Annotated in this window: 9 protein-coding genes and 1 pseudogene; 7 read left to right on the forward strand and 3 right to left on the reverse strand. The window is 73.3% G+C overall.

Going from position 1 to position 18928, the window contains the following annotated elements; translation table 11 throughout:
• Window positions 1-237 precede the first annotated feature (237 nt).
• The 3 genes from gltB to KBZ10_RS16140 all read left to right on the forward strand — a co-directional run bounded on the left by gltB (window position 238) and on the right by KBZ10_RS16140 (window position 7536).
• On the forward strand, window positions 238-4836 hold the full coding sequence (gene gltB, locus KBZ10_RS16130) for a glutamate synthase large subunit (RefSeq protein WP_210988337.1): 4599 nt from the start codon (window positions 238-240) through the stop codon (window positions 4834-4836).
• Window positions 4829-6289: a glutamate synthase subunit beta gene (locus KBZ10_RS16135; protein WP_210988338.1), complete on the forward strand. Its 1461-nt coding sequence runs from the start codon at window positions 4829-4831 to the stop codon at window positions 6287-6289. The genes gltB and KBZ10_RS16135 overlap by 8 nt, the downstream gene beginning before the upstream one ends.
• 371 nt (window positions 6290-6660) lie before the next feature.
• A complete protein-coding gene (locus KBZ10_RS16140; RefSeq protein ID WP_210988339.1) occupies window positions 6661-7536 on the forward strand; it encodes a hypothetical protein in 876 nt (291 codons plus the stop codon).
• 193 nt (window positions 7537-7729) lie between these two features.
• Here KBZ10_RS16140 and KBZ10_RS16145 read toward each other — a convergent pair whose 3' ends face one another.
• Window positions 7730-8164, reverse strand: coding sequence for a CBS domain-containing protein (locus KBZ10_RS16145; RefSeq protein ID WP_210988340.1), 435 nt, complete (start codon window positions 8162-8164; stop codon window positions 7730-7732).
• Window positions 8165-8532: 368 nt separating this feature from the next.
• Window positions 8533-9420, reverse strand: coding sequence for a hypothetical protein (locus KBZ10_RS16150; RefSeq protein ID WP_210988357.1), 888 nt, complete (start codon window positions 9418-9420; stop codon window positions 8533-8535).
• 118 nt (window positions 9421-9538) lie between these two features.
• On the opposite strand from KBZ10_RS16150, the gene KBZ10_RS16155 reads away from it, so the two are divergent.
• Both KBZ10_RS16155 and pepN read left to right on the forward strand, forming a co-directional pair.
• Window positions 9539-9862 (forward strand): chorismate mutase, encoded by a 324-nt coding sequence (locus tag KBZ10_RS16155; RefSeq protein WP_210988341.1) that lies wholly within the window; start codon window positions 9539-9541, stop codon window positions 9860-9862.
• Between the two features lie 250 nt (window positions 9863-10112).
• Window positions 10113-12867: pseudogene (pepN, locus tag KBZ10_RS30590) on the forward strand (aminopeptidase N).
• Window positions 12868-13048: 181 nt separating this feature from the next.
• Here the strand turns inward: pepN and KBZ10_RS16170 are convergent.
• The gene (locus KBZ10_RS16170) at window positions 13049-14767 is read right to left on the reverse strand and encodes a SpoIIE family protein phosphatase (protein ID WP_210988342.1); all 1719 of its coding nucleotides are present in this window, start codon (window positions 14765-14767) and stop codon (window positions 13049-13051) included.
• Window positions 14768-15329: 562 nt separating this feature from the next.
• Here KBZ10_RS16170 and KBZ10_RS16175 point away from each other — a divergent pair.
• Both KBZ10_RS16175 and KBZ10_RS16180 read left to right on the forward strand, forming a co-directional pair.
• A complete protein-coding gene (locus tag KBZ10_RS16175; protein ID WP_210988343.1) occupies window positions 15330-16865 on the forward strand; it encodes an aminotransferase class V-fold PLP-dependent enzyme in 1536 nt (511 codons plus the stop codon).
• A 278-nt stretch (window positions 16866-17143) separates the two neighbouring features.
• Entirely contained in the window at window positions 17144-18919 is a 1776-nt protein-coding gene (locus tag KBZ10_RS16180) for an IucA/IucC family siderophore biosynthesis protein (protein ID WP_247702451.1), read from the forward strand.
• Window positions 18920-18928: the final 9 nt, after the last annotated feature.

An 18928-nucleotide genomic window follows, 5' to 3' on the forward strand; every position in this document is an offset into this window, starting at 1 on the left:
CGGCTGGGCATGAGCCGGGAGCGCTACGGGCAGTGCCGCCCGTCCGGCGCCGGAGAAGACCAGGGCCGGCCGCTCCGGTCCGTCTCCCCGCCACCGCTCTGAGCTGGTGGTGTCCGCATGATGGAACGCCGTTTTCGCGTTGCGGGACAGCCGTCATCATGTAACCTGCACGAAATTCGCAGAGGGCCAACGTCGTCCCTCGGCACTGACACTGCCACGACGACGACGGGAGAGCCGATGCGCACGCCGCGCCTGCTGTCCGAGCACTCCGCGACCAGCGGTGGTAACACCGCCTGGTCGCCCCTGGCCGGGCGCCCTGACCAGCAGGGCATGTACGACCCGCGCAACGAGCACGACGCCTGCGGCGTCGGCTTCGTGGCCACCCTCACCGGTGAGGCGAGCCACGCCATGGTCCAGCAGGCCCTCACCGTGCTGCGCAACCTGGAACACCGCGGCGCCACCGGCTCCGAGCCCGACTCCGGCGACGGCGCGGGCATCCTGCTCCAGATCCCGGACGCCTTCCTCCGGAAGAACGTCTCCTTCGCACTCCCCGAGGCCGGCGCCTACGCCGTCGGCATCGCCTTCCTCCCCGCCGGCGACAGCGAGGCAGCCGCCCGCGTCGAGGCCCTCGCCGCCGACGAGGGCCTGACCGTCCTCGGCTGGCGCGAGGTGCCCGTCGCCCCGCAGCTGCTCGGCTCCGGCGCCCGCGCCACCATGCCGGACTTCGCCCAGCTGTTCGTGGCCGACGGCGAGAACACCGGGCAGGCGCTGGACCGCAAGGCGTTCCTGCTCCGCAAGCGCGCCGAGCGCGAGGCCGGGGTGTACTTCCCCTCCCTCTCCGCCCGGACGATCGTCTACAAGGGCATGCTCACCACCGGGCAGCTGGAGCCCTTCTTCCCGGACCTCTCCGACCGCTCCTTCGCCACCGCGATCGCGCTGGTCCACTCCCGCTTCTCCACCAACACCTTCCCGAGCTGGCCGCTCGCCCACCCGTACCGGTTCATCGCGCACAACGGCGAGATCAACACCGTCAAGGGCAACCGCAACTGGATGCGGGCGCGCGAGTCGCAGCTCGCCAGCGACCTGTTCGGCGAGAAGGCCGCCGAGCGCGTCTTCCCGGTCTGCACCCCGGACGCCTCCGACTCCGCCTCCTTCGACGAGGTCCTGGAGCTGCTGCACCTCGGCGGCCGTTCGCTGCCGCACAGCGTGCTGATGATGATCCCGGAGGCGTGGGAGAACCACACCTCGATGGACCCGGCCCGCCGGGCGTTCTACCAGTACCACTCCACGATGATGGAGCCCTGGGACGGCCCCGCCTGCGTCACCTTCACCGACGGCACCCAGGTCGGCGCCGTTCTCGACCGCAACGGCCTGCGCCCGGGCCGCTACTGGGTCACCGACGACGGCCTCGTCGTGCTCTCCTCCGAGGTCGGCGTCGTCGACGTCGACCCGGCCAAGGTCGTCCGCAAGGGCCGCCTCCAGCCCGGCCGGATGTTCCTCGTGGACACCGCCGAGCACCGCATCATCGAGGACGACGAGATCAAGGCCGGGCTCGCCGCCGAGCAGCCGTACCAGGAGTGGCTGGAGACCGGCCTGATCGACCTGGCCGACCTGCCGGAGCGCGAGCACGTCGCGCACACCCACGCCTCCGTCATCCGCCGCCAGCAGACCTTCGGCTACACCGAGGAGGAGCTGCGCATCCTCCTCGCGCCGATGGCCAGGACCGGCGCCGAGCCCATCGGCTCCATGGGCACCGACTCGCCCATCGCCGCGCTCTCCGACCGGCCCCGGCTGGTCTTCGACTACTTCACCCAGCTGTTCGCGCAGGTCACCAACCCGCCGCTGGACGCCATCCGCGAGGAGCTCGTCACCTCGCTGCTGTCCTCCCTCGGCCCGCAGGGCAACCTGCTGGAACCGACCGCCGCGTCCTGCCGCAGCGTGACCCTGCCGTTCCCGGTGATCGACAACGACGAGCTGGCGAAGCTCGTCCACATCAACGCCGACGGCGACCTGCCCGGCTTCAAGTCCGTGACCCTCTCCGGTCTCTACCGGGTCGGCGGCGGGAGCCGGGCGCTGGCCGCGCGGATCGACGAGATCTGCGCCGAGGCCGCCTCCGCCATCGAGGACGGCGCCCGGCTGATCGTCCTCTCCGACCGGCACTCCGACGCCGAGCACGCGCCGATCCCCTCGCTGCTGCTCACCTCCGCCGTCCACCACCACCTCATCCGCACCAAGCAGCGCACCCAGGCGGGCCTGCTGGTCGAGGCCGGCGACGTCCGCGAGGTCCACCACGTCGCCCTGCTGATCGGCTACGGCGCCGCGGCCGTGAACCCGTACCTGGCGATGGAGTCGGTCGAGGACCTGGTCCGCGCCGGCACCTACCTGCCGGGTGTCGAGCCCGAGACCGCCATCCGCAACCTGATCAAGGCGCTCGGCAAGGGCGTCCTCAAGGTCATGTCCAAGATGGGCATCTCGACCGTCGCCTCCTACCGCGGCGCGCAGGTCTTCGAGGCTGTCGGCCTCGACGAGGCCTTCGTCGAGAAGTACTTCCACGGCACCACCACCAAGATCGGCGGCGCGGACCTGGACGTGATCGCCCAGGAGGTCGCCGCCCGGCACGCCAAGGCCTACCCGGCCTCCGGCATCCCCGCGGCCCACCGCGCCCTCGACATCGGCGGCGAGTACCAGTGGCGCCGCGAGGGCGAACCGCACCTCTTCGACCCGGAGACGGTCTTCCGGCTCCAGCACTCCACCCGCACCCGCCGCTACGACATCTTCAAGGAGTACACCCGGCGGGTCGACGAGCAGTCCGAGCGGCTGATGACGCTCCGCGGCCTGTTCTCCTTCCAGTCCGGCCGCCCCTCCATCCCCCTCGACGAGGTCGAGCCCGCCTCCGAGATCGTCAAGCGCTTCTCCACCGGCGCCATGTCGTACGGCTCCATCTCCCAGGAGGCGCACGAGACCCTCGCGATCGCCATGAACCAGCTCGGCGGCAAGTCCAACACCGGTGAGGGCGGCGAGGACCCGGACCGGCTCTACGACCCGGCCCGCCGGTCGTCGATCAAGCAGGTGGCCTCCGGCCGCTTCGGCGTCACCAGCGAATACCTCGTCAACTCCGACGACATCCAGATCAAGATGGCCCAGGGCGCCAAGCCCGGCGAGGGCGGCCAGCTCCCCGGCCACAAGGTCTATCCGTGGGTGGCGAAGACCCGGCACTCCACCCCCGGCGTCGGCCTGATCTCCCCGCCCCCGCACCACGACATCTACTCGATCGAGGACCTCGCCCAGCTGATCCACGACCTGAAGAACGCCAACCCCGGGGCGCGCATTCACGTCAAGCTGGTCTCCGAGGTCGGCGTCGGCACCGTCGCCGCCGGCGTCTCCAAGGCACACGCCGACGTCGTGCTGATCTCCGGCCACGACGGCGGCACCGGCGCCTCACCGCTCACCTCCCTCAAGCACGCGGGCGGCCCCTGGGAGCTCGGCCTCGCCGAGACCCAGCAGACCCTGCTGCTCAACGGGCTCCGCGACCGCATCGTCGTGCAGACCGACGGCCAGCTGAAGACCGGCCGCGACGTCGTCATCGCCGCGCTCCTCGGCGCCGAGGAGTTCGGCTTCGCCACTGCGCCGCTCGTCGTCTCCGGCTGCGTCATGATGCGCGTCTGCCACCTGGACACCTGCCCGGTCGGCATCGCCACCCAGAACCCCGTGCTGCGCGAGCGGTTCAGCGGCAAGGCCGAGTACATCGTCAACTACTTCCAGTTCATCGCCGAGGAGGTCCGCGAACTCCTCGCCGAGCTCGGCTTCCGCACCCTGGAGGAGGCGGTCGGCCACGCCGAACTGCTCGACACCTCCCGGGCCGTCGGCCACTGGAAGGCGCAGGGCCTGGACCTGGAGCCGCTGCTCCACGTCCCGGAGCTGCCGGCCGGCGCCGCCCGGCACCAGGTGATCGAGCAGGACCACGGACTGGCCAAGGCCCTCGACAACGAGCTGATCAAGCTGGCCTCCGACGCCCTCGCCGCGGACAGCGCCGAGAAGGCCCAGCCGGTCCGGGCACGGCTCGCGATCCGCAACATCAACCGGACCGTGGGCACCATGCTCGGCCACGAGGTGACCAAGCGGTTCGGCGGCGCCGGACTGCCCGACGACACCATCGACATCACCTTCACCGGCTCCGCCGGCCAGTCCTTCGGCGCCTTCGTGCCGCGCGGTGTCACCCTGCGCCTGGAGGGCGACGCCAACGACTACGTCGGCAAGGGCCTCTCCGGCGGCCGGCTCGTCGTCCGCCCGGACCGCGGCGCCGACCACCTCGCCGAGTACTCCACCATCGCGGGCAACACCATCGCCTACGGCGCGACCGGCGGCGAGATCTTCCTCCGCGGCCGGGTCGGCGAGCGCTTCTGCGTCCGCAATTCCGGCGCCACGGTCGTCTCGGAGGGCGTGGGCGACCACGGCTGCGAGTACATGACCGGCGGCCACGCGGTCGTCCTCGGCGAGACCGGGCGCAACTTCGCGGCCGGCATGTCCGGCGGCACCGCCTACGTCATCGACCTGGACAAGGACAACGTCAACCCGGACCTCGTGTCCGCCGTCGAGGCGCTCGACGCCGACGACGCGCGCTGGCTGCACGACGTCGTGCGGCGCCACCACGAGGAGACCGGCTCCACCGTCGCCCGGGCCCTGCTCGACGACTGGGACGCGGCCCTGCCCCGCTTCGGCAAGGTCGTCCCCGCCACCTACAAGGCCGTGCTCGCCGCCAAGGACGCCGCCGAGCGAGCGGGACTCTCCGAGTCCGAGACCCACGAGAAGATGATGGAGGCGGCGATCAATGGCTGACCCCAAGGGCTTCCTGACCACGGGCCGCGAGGTCGCCCAGACCCGCCCCGTCCCCGAGCGCGTCAAGGACTGGAACGAGGTCTACGTCCCCGGCTCCCTGCTGCCGGTCATCAGCAAGCAGGCCGGCCGCTGCATGGACTGCGGCATCCCGTTCTGCCACCAGGGCTGCCCGCTGGGGAACCTCATCCCCGAGTGGAACGACTACGTCTACCGCGACGACTGGACGGCGGCGAGCGAGCGGCTGCACGCCACCAACAACTTCCCCGAGTTCACCGGGAAGCTGTGCCCGGCGCCGTGCGAGGCGTCCTGCGTCCTCGGCATCAACCAGCCGCCGGTGACCATCAAGAACGTCGAGGTCACCATCGCCGAGAAGGCGTGGGAGCGCGGCGACGTCACCCCGCAGCCGCCGGAGCGGCTGTCCGGCAAGACCGTCGCCGTCATCGGCTCCGGCCCGGCCGGCCTGGCCGCCGCCCAGCAGCTCACCCGGGCCGGCCACACCGTCGCCGTCTTCGAGCGCGCCGACCGCATCGGCGGCCTGCTGCGCTACGGCATCCCCGAGTTCAAGATGGAGAAGCGCCACATCAACCGCCGCATCGAGCAGATGCGCGCGGAGGGCACCCGCTTCCGCACCGAGATGGAAATCGGCCGGGACATCAACGCCGCGAAGCTGCGCAAGCGGTACGACGCCGTCGTCATCGCCGTCGGCGCCACCACCGCCCGCGACCTGCCCGTCCCCGGGCGGGAGCTGAACGGCATCCACCAGGCGATGGAGTACCTGCCGCTCGCCAACAAGGTGCAGGAGGGCGACCTCACCGTCTCCCCGATCAGCGCCGAGGGCAAGCACGTCGTCGTCATCGGCGGCGGCGACACCGGCGCCGACTGCGTCGGCACCGCCCACCGGCAGGGCGCCGCCTCCGTCACCCAGCTGGAGATCATGCCGCAGCCGGGCGAGGAGCGGGCACCGAACCAGCCCTGGCCGACCTTCCCCATGCTCTACAAGGTCACCTCCGCGCACGAGGAGGGCGGCGAGCGGGTCTACTCCGTCTCCACCACCCACTTCGAGGGCGACGAGGACGGCAACGTCCAGGGGCTGCACCTGATCGAGGTGGAGTTCAAGGACGGCAAGCTGGAGCAGAAGCCCGGCACCGAGCGGAGGATCCCCGCCCAGCTCGTCACCCTCGCCATGGGCTTCACCGGCACCGACCGCGAGAACGGCATGGTCGAGCAGTTCGGCCTGGAGCTCGACGCCCGCGGCAACATCGCGCGGGACGAGCACTACGCCACCAACGTCGACGGCGTCTTCGTGGCCGGCGACGCCGGGCGCGGCCAGTCGCTCATCGTCTGGGCCATCGCCGAGGGCCGCTCCGCGGCGCGCGGTGTGGACCGGTACCTGACCGGCGGCAGCTCCCTGCCCGCCCCGATCCGCCCGACGGACCGCGCCCTCACGGTCTGACCCGCCGGGGCCCACCACCGGCCCGGCGGCGTACGGACCACCTGCCGCGCCCGCTCCTCCGACCACGGAGGGGCGGGCGCGGCGGCGTTCGGCAGGACGGCGGGAGCGGCTGCGCCGCGGCTCACGGCAGGTGGCCGGCCGCCCGCCGCGCCGGCGGATGCCCGGACCGGGCGACGGCCGTTCCAGCCGTCCGGCACCGCCGGGCCGGTGAGGCGTCACCCGGGCGGGCCGCCCCGGGTCGCGGCGGCCGGGAGCTGCGGGTACTTCTCGGAGAGTCGCCGCGGATCACCCACCGGGTCCCGCTGCTGGGGCGGGCCCGGTGGGCGGCCGGCGGCGTTCCCCGAAACTCCACGCTCAGACGGGAAGTCCGCATGAAGGCCACCATCCGACGCGGGGGCATCGCCGCCGCCGCAGGTCTGGGGCTGTGTCTTGCCCTGCTGCCCGCCGGACAGACGCAGGCCCGCGACCGGGTCTACGTCCCCTGCGGCAACATCGCCGCCCTGAAGGCCGCCATCACCAGTGCCAACGCGGGAGGCGGACCCGTCCTCCTCGCCTCCGGCTGCACCTACACCCTGACCGCTCCCGACACACCGGCGAACGCGGACGACGGGCTGCCGGAGATCACCGGCAACGTCCAGATCGCGTCCCTCGGGGGTGCCACCCTCCAGCGCTCCTCCACCGACACCTTCCGCATCCTCAGCGTGGTGCCCGGCGGCAGTCTCACCCTGAACCGGATCACCGTGCGCGGTGGTGAGGCGGCCCAGGGCGGAGGCATCCACAACGCGGGACGGCTGGCCCTGCACCGGTCGACGGTCCGCGACAACACCGGGAGCGGCATCCACAACTCCGGCGTCCTCGGGATCTACAACTCCGCCCTCCGGGACAACAGCGCCTCCTCGGGCGGCGGCCTCGCCAACGTGGCGGGCTCCGCGACCGTCAACTCCTCGCGGATCCACGGGAATTTCGCGACCTCCGGCGGTGGCGGCATCGTGAACGCCGCCACCCTGCGGGTCCGCGGCAGCAGCCTCTACGCCAACCGCGCCGAGCAGGGCGGCGGTCTCTTCAACCGGGCCGGCACCGCCGTCTTCTTCCGCAGCACGGTCCGGGGCAACACCGCCACCGCCCCGGCCGGCGGGGGAGGCGTCTACGAGGCCGGCGGCACCGTGGCCGCCCTCGGCAGCGCCATCACCGGGAACGCGCCCAACAACTGCACGCCCCTGGGCGGCGTCCCCGGCTGCGTCGGCTGACCGCCCGGCCCGCTCCGCCGTCCGGCCACCCGCCCGGCCGGCCGGACGGGCGGAGCGAAGGACCGCGGCACCCGTCCTACCCGATCCGGGGCGGGTGCCGCGGCACGTCCGCCCCGGCGCCCGCGGACGCCGCCACCCCGCCGCCCGCAGCCGACGCCGGGGCGGCGGGCCGGCGGGCGGCGGTGCGGGCCCCTCAGGCGTAGACCTTCTCGACGAACTCGGCGAGCATCTCGTCGCTGATGTTCCGGGCCAGATCGTGTTCGGTGACGATGCCGACCAGCCGGTGCCCGGCGCCGGTGTCGATCACCGGGATCCGCTTGATCTGGTGCCGCTCCATCGTGTCCAGCGCCTCGCTGATGGACGCGTCCACATCGATCCAGAACAGCTCACCGGCGAGTTCCCCGGCGCGGACCTGGTTCAGGTCCTTCCCCTCGGCACAGCACTTGATCACGATGTCACGGTCCGTGATCATGCCCTTGAGCCGGTCGTCCTCACCGCAGATGGGGAGGCTGCCGACGCCGAGATCACGCATCATGCGCGAGGCGTCGAACATGGTCTGGCTCTCGCCGATGCACTGGGTCCCCTCCGTCATGACGTCGCGGACCGTCAGATTCTGCTTCGCTGCCATATCGGAGCTTCCTCTCTGCTTCCAGGCGTATCCGGATCTCTACGGGTCTCCCGTTCGGCCCCGTTCCATGCGCAACCCTCCCCACCGATCACAACACGGATGGCCGCAACGCACCTCCCGAGCCGCCGCCTCCCGGACCGGCCCACCCCTCCGCCCCGGAATCGGCCCAGGTCCCGGGCCATTCCACTCCCCACCGTGGCGGTGCTCTCACAGACCGCACACCCGGGTGCGCGGAAGCCCCGGGCGCACCGCCGCCCCCGGTTCACCCACGACCTCCGCCGATGCTCGTCAACACACCCGGGACGCCCTCGTCCGGGTGCGGACCGCCCGGTACGCGACCGGCCCGCGCGGTCCCGCACCCGGCCGGATCAGGTGTCGCAGTCCAGAACGCTCCGGCAGAGCCCGCAGCGCACCCGCACCGGCCCCCGCACGGGGACCCGGAGCCGCTGGCAGCAGACGGGGCAGGGAAAGACCACCCGGGGCGGCGGGCCCGGATCGAACGCGTACGGGGCGTCCGGAAGCGGGGGCGGCGGAGCCGTCCCCGGCTCCGAGGCGGCGCGGCGGGCCCGGCCGTACCGCAGCCGCGCGAAGCGGCTCGCCCCGGCCAGCGGCGGCTGCCGCTCGTCGGCCCGGGCCCGCGCCAGCCCCTCGGTGTACGCGGCGTACGCCTGCGGGCTGGTGAACCAGGGCGAGGGGTCCTCCCCGAACAGCAGCGCCCGTTTGGCGAGGACGTAGCCGTACTCCTCCGGCGTCAGATAGCCGAGTTTCTGCGAGGTGAGCGCGTCCTGCCGGAAGGCGTCCAGCAGCAGCCAGCCCATCCCCAGATAGGCCGCCGCCGTGTCGGTCAGGATCTCGTTGTCGGCCGTCGTGGGGAAGGACAGCCCCAGGCGGTGCAGGAACACATGGGTGATCTCGTGCGCCAGCACCGCGCCGATGTCCCGCCGGTGCCGGTCGAAACGCGAGTTGAGCACGATGTCGTACCCGGGACCGGCCGCCGGTTCCACCTGCGCCGCGTCGGCCATCTCCCGGAAGGCGACCGTCACCCGGCCGTCCGGCAACCCCAGATGCCCCACCATCACCCGCGCCACCCGCTCCGCCCCCGCCCGCAGGTCCTCCTCCTCGGAGAAACCCACCTCGGCGGGGAGCACACTGGCCGCGAACGACCGCACCGACGGCAGCGCCCGGTGCAGCGCGGTGACCGCCGACCGCACCGTCTCCAGACGCGGATAACCGTGCTCGACCTCGCTCCCCGGCATCACGCCCCAACTCTACGGCCGGGCCTTCCCGCAGGATGGACGCCCCCGGCGGCGGCCGCCCACCCCTGTTACGGTGACGCCCTGTTCCGCCCGTGCTGAGTGACCGGAGAGCTCCGCGATGACGAACCAGCCCCCGAACACCGCCACCGACACCGACCCGTCCGTCCGGGCCGAACTGGAGCGGCTCCGGGAGAGCATCGACAACATCGACGCCGCGGTCGTCCACATGCTCGCCGAGCGCTTCAAGTGCACCCAGCAGGTCGGCCGGCTCAAGGCCGAGCACCGCCTGCCGCCCGCCGACCCGGCCCGCGAGGCACGCCAGATCGCCCGGCTGCGGCAGCTCGCCGAGAACGCGCGGCTCGACCCCGCCTTCGCGGAGAAGCTCCTCAACTTCATCATCGCCGAGGTGATCCGGCACCACGAGACCATCGCCCGCTCCTGAACGCACCGGGCGGAAGGCTTCACGCGGGCCCGCGAACAGCCCGTCCGCCTCCGCCGCGCCCCGCGCCTGCTCGGGTCCCGCGCCTGCTCGGGTCCCGCGCCTGCTCGGACCCCGCGCCCGGTCGGCCCACCCCTCCGTGCCCACCCCTCCGTGCCCGCCCACCCGTGCCCGCCCGTGCCCGCCCGGCCCGGGACCCGGCCCGGCCCGCACCCCCCGGCCCGCCGTCACCCCCCTTTGGCAGCATGGCGCCATGCCCGCACTGACGCGCGACGAAGCGCGAACCCGAGCCCGCCTCCTCGACGTCCACCGCTACGCCGTCGACCTCGATCTCACCCGCGGCGGCGACCTGTTCGGCTCCACCACCGTCATCCACTTCACCGCCACCACCGCCGGCGACACCTTCGCCGAGGTCAGACCCGCCCGGCTGCGCCGCGTTCTCCTCGACGGGAGGGAACTCGACCCGGCCGTCCTCGACGGCAACCGGCTTCCGCTCACCGGCCTCACCGCCGGGGACCACGAACTGCGCGTCGAGGCCGACATGCGCTGCTCCCGCACCGGTGAGGGCATGCACCGCTTCACCGACCCCGCCGACGGCGAGACCTACGTCTACACCCAGAGCTTCCTCGACGACGGCCAGCGCGTCTTCGCCGCCTTCGACCAGCCCGACCTCAAAGCGGTGTTCGAGGTCTCCGTCACCGCCCCCGCCGGCTGGACCGTCCTCTGCAACGCCGTCACCACCCCCGCCGACCCCGGACCCGGCCCCTCCGCCCCCGTCCGGTGGCACGCCGCCCCCACCCCGCCGATCAGCACCTACCTCCTCGCCGTCGCCGCCGGCCCCTGGCATTCCGTCCGCACCGAACACGCCGGGCTCCCCTTCGCCCTGCACGTCCGCCGCTCCCTCGGCCCCCACCTCGACCGCGACGCCGACGAGATCCTCGACATCACCCGCCGCTGCTTCGACCACTACCACGAGATCTTCGACGAGCCGTACCCCTTCGACTCCTACGACCAGGCGTTCGTCCCCGAGTTCAACTACGGGGCGATGGAGAACCCCGGACTGGTCACCTTCCGCGACGAGCACATCCACCGCTCCGCCGTCACCGACACCGAGCGGCAGACCCGCGCCATGGTCATCGCCCACGAGATGGCCCACATGTGGTTCGGCGACCTCGTCACCCTCCAGTGGTGGGACGACATCTGGCTCAACGAGTCCTTCGCCGAGTACATGGGCTTCCAGACCCTCACCCGGGCCACCCGCTACCGCGACACCTGGACCGACTACGCCATGGTGCACCAGAGCTACGGCTACGACGCCGACCAGCGGCTCACCACCCACCCCGTCGCCCCGGCCCCCGAGGACGTCCCGGACACCGCGTCCGCGCTGCTCAACTTCGACGGGATCTCCTACGGGAAGGGCGCCTCCGCCCTCCGCCAACTCGTCGCCCGCCTCGGCGGGGAAGCCTTCCTCGCCGGCATCAACGACCACGTCGCCCGGCACCGGTTCGGCAACGCCACGCTCGCCGACTTCATCGACTCCCTGGCCCGCGCCTCCACCGAGGACGTGCACGGCTGGGCCGACCGCTGGCTCCGCACCACCGGCGTCGACACCCTCACCGCCGAGGTCACCGCCGACGCCGCCGAGGACGGCACCGGCACCGGCACCGCGCCGGCCGCGCCGGCCGTGCCGGCCCCACCGGGCAGCCACCGCGGCCCCGCCGCAGGGGAACAGACGGCCACCGGCAGCGGCGACACCCCGCGGAACGGCCCGGGCCCCGGCGACGGCCCGGGCCCCCCCCCCCGCCGCAGCACCCCCGTGGCGGCTCACCCTCCGCCACACCGGCACCCGCCCCCACCGGGTCACCGTCACCACCTACGACCACGCCCCCGCCCCGGCCGCGGGCCCCGGCACAGACCCTGCCGCCACCCGCCCCGGCCCCCCGGCCGCGCTCACCCTCCGCGACCACTTCACCACCGACGTCCCCGCCGACGGCGACGCCCCCGCCCGCACCCTCCCCGGCCCCCGCCCCCCGCTCGTCCTCCTCAACGGGGACGACCTCGACTACGCCAAGATCCGGCTCGACCCCTGCTCCCGGCACACCGCCCTCGACGCCCTCTCCGGACTCCCCGAACCGATCACCCGCGCCGTCGTCTGGAACACCGTCCGCGACATGGTCCGCGACGGCGAACTCGCCCCCGCCGGCTACCTCCGGGCCGTCCGCGCCCACCTCCCGCACGAAACCGACCTCGCCATCGTCCAGGGCGTCCTCCGCTTCGCCCGGAACGAGATAGCCGACCGGCACCTGCTCCCGCAGGAGCGCCCCGAGGCCCTCGCCGGCCTCGCCGCCGTCTGCCGCGGCCTGCTCGACCGCACCACCGACGGCCACGCCCCCGGCCTCCGGCTCGCCGCCCTGCGCGGCTGCCTCGACAACCTCACCGACACCGGCGAACTCCGCTCCTGGCTCACCGCCGGCACCGCCCCCGGCGGCCCCGCCCTCGACCCCGAACTCCGCTGGCGGCTGCTGCTGCGCCTCACCGTCCTAGGCGCCGCCGGACCCGACGACATCGACACCGAACTCGCCACCGACCCCGGCGCCACCGGCCGGGAGGGCGCCGCCCGCTGCCGTGCCGCCCTCCCCGACCCCGACGCCAAGGAGGCCGCCTGGAGCGCTCTGTTCGACTCCGACGGGCTGTCCAACCGGATCGTGGAAGCGACCGCCGAGGGCTTCTGGCAGCCCGAGCAGCGCGACCTCCTCACCGGCTACGTCCGCCGCTACCACCCCGCGGCCGTCGCGGCCGCCGCCCGGCGCGGACCCGCCATCGCCACCCTCCTCGGCCACGAGGGCTACCCCGCCCACGCCGTCGACGAGGAAACGCTCCGCCTCGGCCGGGAATGCCTCCGCCGCGACGACGTCCTCCCGGCCCTCCGCCGGAAACTCGCCGACCACCTCGACGACCTGGCCCGCATCCTGCGCGCCCGCGCCACCGTCACACGGGCCGGCGGCTGACCCGGCCCGGGAGCCACACCCGGCGGGGAACGCCGGAGGCGAACGCGGCCACCAGCCGCGGCACGCACACGCACCCACCCGCAGGGCGCACCGACCCGTCCACCCGCGGCGCGGACCCGTCCGCGGCGGCACCCATCCCCCGTGACGCGGGCGCCGCCGCACCCGCGCCGCCGCACCCGCGTCACGGCACCCGCACCACCAGCAGTGCGATGTCGTCCGCCGACCCCTCCGGCGCCACCTCCACCAGCAGCCGGTCGCAGAACTCGCCCAGCGGCCGCTCCACCAGCCGCGCCGCCCGCTGCCGCAACCGCTCCAGCCCGGTGTCCAGGGGCTGCCCCGGCGCCTCCACCAGCCCGTCCGTGTACAGCACCAAGGTGGTGTCCGGCGCCAGCGGCACCGTGGCGTCCACCCTCGGCGGGCCGGCCTCCGTGCCCAGCAGCAGGCCGTGCCCCTCCCACAGGAAGCGGGCCTCCCCGTCCGGCGCGATCAGCAGGGGCGGCGGGTGCCCGGCGTTGGACCATCGCAGCAGCCACGGCTCGCCACCCCCGCCCTCCAGCCGGCACAGCACCAGCGTCGCCATCGGCACATCGCTGATGTGCCCCAGGGCACTGTCCAGCCGGTCGATGATCAGACTCGGCACCTCCCGCTGGTCCCAGACGAACGCGCGCAGCATATTGCGCACCTGCGACATGTTCGCCGCGGCCTGCAGGTCGTGCCCGATCACATCCCCGATCACCAGCGTCGTCGCCCCGTCCGGCATGACGAACGCGTCGTACCAGTCACCGCCCACCTGCGAACCGTGCGGCGCCGGCAGATAGCGGGCCGCCATCTCCAGGCCCTCCACCCGGGGCAGCGGCGTCAGCAGATGCAGCTGCATCGTCTCCGACACCCGCCGCTGCCGGTCGTACAACTGCGCGTTGTCCACGGCCAGCCCGGCCCGCCGGGCGATGTCGTCGATCAGCTCCAGATCCTCCCGGTCGAACGGCTGTTCCTGATCCGCCCGGCCCAGGGTCAGCGCCCCCAGCACTCCCCGGCCGCCCCGCAACGGCGCCAGGACCGCCGAATGGATCCCGGTGAAACGGAACAGATCGCTCTGCACCTGCTGAATGGCCGAGTCCGGCACCTCGGCATAGTCCTCCGGGCCCGCGATCAGCGCCGGGGCACCCCGCAGCACCCGCTGCAGCGGCGAGCGGGAATCCCACGACAGCTGATCCGGCAGCGGCCCCTCCAGCTCCGTGACACTCACATGCCGGCCGTTCTCGTGGTGAACCACCGCGACCCGCAGCACCTCTCCCTGCTCATCCAGCAGATCCACCACCGCCCAGTCCGACAGCCGGGGCGCCACCAGCCGCACCAGCCGCCGCAGCGCCTCCCGCACATCCAGCGTCGAGGTCAGGACCGCCGTCACCTCCGACACCAGCGACAGCCGCTCGGCGCGCTTGCGCAATGCCGCCAGATGGGCCTCCCGGCGACGCGCCTCCTCCTCCTGGTCCGAGATGTCGAAGAAGGTCACCACCGCGCCCGCCTGCTCGCCCCGCACCAGATACGGAGCCAGCAGCCACCCCACCCGCAGCAGCGAACCGTCCCCCCGCCGGAACCAGGCAGCCTGCGTCCTCGTCGGCAGACCCGCCGCCATGGCCTCCAGCAGCGGACACCGGGAACGCGGCTGAAGGCTGCCGTCCTCCTCCCGGTGCAGCAGATCGTGCGCGTCCGCACCGATGAACCGCTCCGGCGGCATCCGGACGATCTCCGCACCCCGCGGGTTCACCACCAGGATCCGACCCGCGGAATCCATCACCCACACCCCGGCGTCCAGGCCGTAGAACATCGCCTGCAGCAGCTCCTCGCCGGGCAGCGGACGGTACTCGGCATCGCCGGACGAATACCCGGGATCAGCCATCAACGGGCACTCCTGCGGAACGGGGGGACGGAGACGGACGGAAGGGAAAGACGGAACGGGCGGACCGGAGGACGAACGGAAACGAGCCACCGGAGACGGGGACACCGGAACACCGGGCGGGCAGGACGGAAGGGACGGGCAGCGGACGCACCGCAGAAGTACCCAGCCCGCCCCGTTTCACGCCCCTCACCGCACCCCGGCAGCCCCTTCCGGACCCGTCACCCCCGGAACACCCGCTACCACCGAAACGGCGAATCCGCACCCGCACCGGCCCCCCGGCACCGGCCCCCCGGCACCGGCCCCCGCACCGGCGTCCCGCCCCGGCCCCCCGACCGCCCATGTCAACACGGCGCCCGCCCCATCACCCCCGCCCCGGAACGCCGCGCACTCCGTAACCACACCTCAACACACTGCGATTTTGCGGGAGTTGGCCCGTTCTGTTCGGTCCTGCGGTGAACCCGGCACGACCGGGAAGCGTGTAGAGGAGTATGAGGCACACCCCGCCCGACCGGGGCACCCCACTGGTTCGTGTGCCTCCATACCTCGACCAAAGGGCTCCTCCATGTCGCTCGGCGCCTCCCGCCCCCCGCACCGCACCGGCCCCGCCACCCCGGCCGGCCCCCGCGACACGCCACGGAACGACACCGCCCCACCGGCCCCGCCCGGCCCCGCCGCCCTGGCCGGCGGGGCGGGCGGCCCCACCGCCCTGGAACCCCTCCTCCACACCGTCCTCGACGCCCTCCGCACCGGCAGCCGCGACCGCCGCGGCCCCCTGCCACCCGGCGGCCCCAAAATCGTCACCGACCGGCTCCGCACCACCCTCGACCCCGTCCTCCCCGAACACGGCACCGGACCCCACGAAGCCCTCCGCTCCCTCGTCCACGCCCTCACCGAAGGCGCCGCCGACCCCGCCGACCCCCACTGCGCCGCCCACCTCCACTGCCCCCCGCTCGCCGTCGCCGTGGCCGCCGACCTCGCCGCCGCCGCCCTCAACCCCTCCATGGACTCCTGGGACCAAGCCCCGGCCGCCACCGCCCTCGAAACCGGCCTCACCCGCGCCGTCGCCACCCTCGTCCACCCCCGCAGCCCCCAGCCCGACGCCCTCGTCACCAGCGGCGGCACCGAGTCCAACCTCGTCGCCCTCCTCCTCGCCCGCGAACGCGCCCGCACCCACGGCGCCCGCACCGTCCAGGTCGTCTGCGGAACCAACGCCCACCACAGCGTCCACCGCGCCGCCTGGCTCCTCGGGCTCCCCACCCCCCTCACCGTCGCCTGCCACGCCGGCCGCATCATCCCCGCCGCCCTCGACCGCGCCCTCGCCGACACCGCCGGACCCGCCCTCGTCGTCGCCACCGCCGGCACCACCGACGAAGGACTCATCGACCCCCTGCCCCAACTCGCCCGCATCGCCACCACCTACGGCGCCGAACTCCACGTCGACGCCGCCTACGGCGGCCCCCTCCTCTTCAGCGACACCCTCCGGCACCGCCTCGACGGACTCGACAACGCCATCAGCGTCACCCTCGACCTGCACAAACTCGGCTGGCAGCCCGTCGCCGCCGGCCTCCTCGCGGTCCGCGACACCACCGAACTCGACCCCCTCAGCCACCAGACCGACTACCTCAACGCCGACGACGACACCGAAGCCGGACTCCCCGACCTCCTCGGCCGCTCCATCCGCACCACCCGCCGCCCCGACGCCTTCAAAATGGCCGTCACCCTCCGCGCCCTCGGCCGCACCGGACTCGCCCGGCTCGTCGAACACTGCGTCCACTCCGCCGAAGAACTCGCCGCCATCACCGACCGGCACCCCGCACTCCGCCGCCGCCCCGGCCCCATCGGCATCAGCACCGTCCTCCTCCGCCCCACCGCCGCCGACCGGCTCGCCGACACCGACGGCGACGAAGCCGGAGACGCACTCGTCGCCGACGTACGCCGCCGCCTCCTCACGGCCGGAACCGCCGTCATCGGCCGCGCCCGCGCCGAGGACACCGACGGCCGCCCCCGGCTCTGGCTCAAAGCCACCCTGCTCCACCCCGACGCCCGCACCACCGACCTGGAGGCCCTCGCCGACACCATCGCCGCCACCCGCCCCTGACCGCACCGGCCCCGACCGCACAGAGCACCCCGGACGACGGCCACCCCCCGGCGGCACACCCCGCCGACCACGCACCACACAGCCGTCACACCGGCAACCACCCCCCACGCACAGCGGCAGCCACCGACTTCTCACCGACGGTGCGACGTACCACACGCCACACCCGGCCCACCCCCACACGGACCAGGCCCGACCGCACCACCCACCGCGGACCACCGACCCCACCAGGGCACGGACGGCCCGGCCGGCGCATCGGCCCCCGGACAGAAAGAGAACCGATGAGCATGACGCTTCCCGCCCGCGCCACCACCGGCCACCACCGGCCCGGCGACCCCGCGGCCATCGCCGACGCCGTCACCACCGGCAACCTCCTCCGCTGCTGGATCCGCGAAACCGGCACCCCCAGACCCACCGACGGCATCCTCCGCCTCCGCCTCCCCGCCTCCGGCACCACCCTCGAAGCCCCCGTCATCCACTGGTCCCCCACCGGCCACCACCGCTTCGGCCGCGCCCGCCTCCACACCGGCACCAAAGCCCCCGCCCCCCTCATCGCCTCCCTCCTCGGCATCGAGATCGCCGCCGGAGACCCCACCTCCGTCACCGACCTCACCAGCCGCGTCACCGACTCCGCCCACCGCATCGAACAATTCCTCCGCACCCGCCCCCACACCCCCACCACCCCCGGAACCACCCCCTTCCTCGACACCGAACAAGCCCTCATCACCGGCCACCCCCTCCACCCCACCCCCAAAAGCCGCGAAGGACTCAGCGACACCGAAACCGCCCACTACTCACCCGAACTCCACGGACACTTCCCCCTCCACTGGTTCGCCGCCGACCCCGCCGTCCTCCACAGCGACACCGCCCTCGGCCAACCCCTCCAAGACCTCCTCGCCGAACTCGCCGGCCACCCCACCGCACCCCCCGGCACTCACCTCGTCCCCGCCCACCCCTGGCAAGCCCACGACCTCCTCCACCGCCCCGCCATCCGCACCCTCCTCGACGACGGACACCTCCACCACCTCGGCCCCTCCGGCCCCCACTGGACCCCCACCAGCTCCGTCCGCACCCTCTACCGCCCCGACGCCCCCGTCATGCTCAAACTCTCCCTCGGCATCCGCATCACCAACTCACGCCGCGAGAACAACCGCACCGAACTCCGCCGCGGCCTCGCCGTCCACCGCCTCCTCGACGCCGGCCTCGCCCACGCTCTCCACACCACCCACCCCCACTTCCACATCGTCCGCGACCCCGCCTGGATCGCCGTCGACACCCCCGGAACCACCACCGCCACCACCCCCACCGGCCTCGACGCCGTCATCCGCGACAACCCCTTCCGCACCACCACCCCCACCCCACCCGGCGCCCCCCGCACCCGCACCGGCTGCCTCGCCGGACTCCTCGCCGAACGCCCCGACCAAACCGACCACCGCAGCCGCCTCGCCCACCTCATCCAGCACCTCGCCCAACGCACCGGCCAGACCACCCCCCGCACCGCCCGCGCCTGGTTCACCCGCTACCTCGACACCGTCATCACCCCCCTCCTCTGGCTCTACGCCGAGTACGGACTCGGCCTCGAAGCCCACCAGCAGAACACCCTCGTCACCCTCGACACCGACGGCTGGCCCACCGGCGGCCACTACCGCGACAACCAGGGCTACTACTTCTCACCCACCCGCAGCCAAGCCCTCCACCAATGGATCCCCGGCGCCGGCCGCGACCTCGGCACCTACGTCGACGACACCGTCATCGACGAACGCCTCGGCTACTACATCGGCATCAACAACATCCTCGGCACCATCGGCGCCCTCGGCTCCCAAGGCCTCGCCGACGAAACCGACCTCCTCGCCGAAACCGACCGCCACCTCGCCGGCCTCGCCACCCGCCACGGCAACCGCCTCACCCTCGCCACCACCCTCCGCGAAGCCCCCACCCTCCGCTGCAAAGCCAACCTCCTCACCCGCATCCACGGCATGGACGAACTCATCGGCCCCCTCGAAAACCAGTCCGTCTACGTCGACATCCCCAACCCCATCGCCGAGGCCCGCCGATGACCCCCCACC

Origin of the sequence: Streptomyces sp. F63, from assembly GCF_018070345.1 — a bacterium.
GTDB lineage: Bacteria > Actinomycetota > Actinomycetes > Streptomycetales > Streptomycetaceae > Streptomyces.

What these genes read in the sequence shown, in the direction of transcription:
- KBZ10_RS16170 (WP_210988342.1), bottom strand. Translation starts at nt 14,767, where the DNA reads ATGGCTGATCCCGGGTATTCGTCCGGCGATGCCGAGTACCGTCCGCTG.
- KBZ10_RS16145 (WP_210988340.1), bottom strand. Translation starts at nt 8,164, where the DNA reads ATGGCAGCGAAGCAGAATCTGACGGTCCGCGACGTCATGACGGAGGGG.
- KBZ10_RS16150 (WP_210988357.1), bottom strand. Translation starts at nt 9,420, where the DNA reads ATGCCGGGGAGCGAGGTCGAGCACGGTTATCCGCGTCTGGAGACGGTG.
- gltB (WP_210988337.1), top strand. Translation starts at nt 238, where the DNA reads ATGCGCACGCCGCGCCTGCTGTCCGAGCACTCCGCGACCAGCGGTGGT.
- KBZ10_RS16180 (WP_247702451.1), top strand. Translation starts at nt 17,144, where the DNA reads ATGAGCATGACGCTTCCCGCCCGCGCCACCACCGGCCACCACCGGCCC.
- KBZ10_RS16140 (WP_210988339.1), top strand. Translation starts at nt 6,661, where the DNA reads ATGAAGGCCACCATCCGACGCGGGGGCATCGCCGCCGCCGCAGGTCTG.
- KBZ10_RS16175 (WP_210988343.1), top strand. Translation starts at nt 15,330, where the DNA reads ATGTCGCTCGGCGCCTCCCGCCCCCCGCACCGCACCGGCCCCGCCACC.
- KBZ10_RS16135 (WP_210988338.1), top strand. Translation starts at nt 4,829, where the DNA reads ATGGCTGACCCCAAGGGCTTCCTGACCACGGGCCGCGAGGTCGCCCAG.
- KBZ10_RS16155 (WP_210988341.1), top strand. Translation starts at nt 9,539, where the DNA reads ATGACGAACCAGCCCCCGAACACCGCCACCGACACCGACCCGTCCGTC.